This window comes from Prevotella illustrans, from assembly GCF_017426725.1.
GTDB lineage: Bacteria > Bacteroidota > Bacteroidia > Bacteroidales > Bacteroidaceae > Prevotella > Prevotella illustrans.
This window is the reverse complement of sequence record NZ_JAERMS010000088.1, coordinates 1-992: the sequence shown is the minus strand read 5'-3', so window position 1 is coordinate 992 and position 992 is coordinate 1. Positions and strand designations below refer to the sequence as shown.

The 992-nt window shown below is 46.8% G+C and carries 1 protein-coding gene; it reads left to right on the top strand.

What is annotated here, in order from left to right:
• The coding region (locus JHU38_RS12270) for an IS4 family transposase (RefSeq protein WP_207859420.1) at positions 1-936 on the top strand (936 nt) is incomplete at its 5' end.
• Between the last annotated feature and the right edge of the window lie 56 nt (positions 937-992).

The window sequence follows — 992 nt, the reverse complement described above, 5'->3', positions numbered from 1 at the left end:
GGTATCCTTCGGGCTCCCTCCAAGTCAAACATCGCTTATCAGAATGAGAAACGCTCCTGCGCGTTCTTTCGCGAATGCTATTACAAGCTGCTGAATTATTTCGGACAGCAGGTCCGGTTCTCCGGACGTAAGTTCCGTTTCAAGAATGCCGTCTATGCCCTTGATTCCACCATTATCACCCTTTGTGCCGAGGTGTACGATTGGGCGCACTACACCCATTCAAAGGGAGCAGTGAAACTGCACACGTTGCTGAATTTTATGACGCTGCTTCCTGAATATGTGCATATTACGGATGGAAAGGTGGCAGATAATACTGCCGCAAGGCATGTAGAGGTAAAGCCCGGCAGTATCGTTGTGAGCGACCGAGGCTACTTTGACACGTGTCTTCTGAACTTTTGGGACAGCATCAAGGTGTTCTTTGTAGTCAGAGTCAGGGACAACCTGATTTATAAGCGCATGGAAGAGCGGGAATTGCCTGACAAGGCTCACCCGGAAGTACTCATTGATGAGATTGTGATACTCAAAGGAAACGCAACAGCCGAACAATACTCCAAGCCCATACGGAGAATTGCCGTGTACAATGCCCGGCACGGCTTCACCATAGAGCTGCTGACCAACAACATGAAACTTTCCGCAGGAACAATTGCCGGGTTATACAAGGCAAGATGGGATATTGAAGTCTTCTTCCGAAACCTCAAACAGAACTTCCATATAAAGAGTTTTGTGGGAACCTCATCCAATGCCGTAGAGATACAGATATGGACGGCGCTCATCACCATATTGCTCTTTGCCGTGCTCAAACAGCAGGCAACATACAAATGGCACTTTTCGAATCTTGTTTCCTCTCTAAGGCTCAACACATTTACGAAAATCGACCTGTATCAATGGATTAACAAGCCATTCACACCACCGCCTGAGAACGAAGTTGAGACATAAGGGGGTATGTGCTGTTTAACGTTGGAACAAAATACGTCAAATCATATGATTTGATG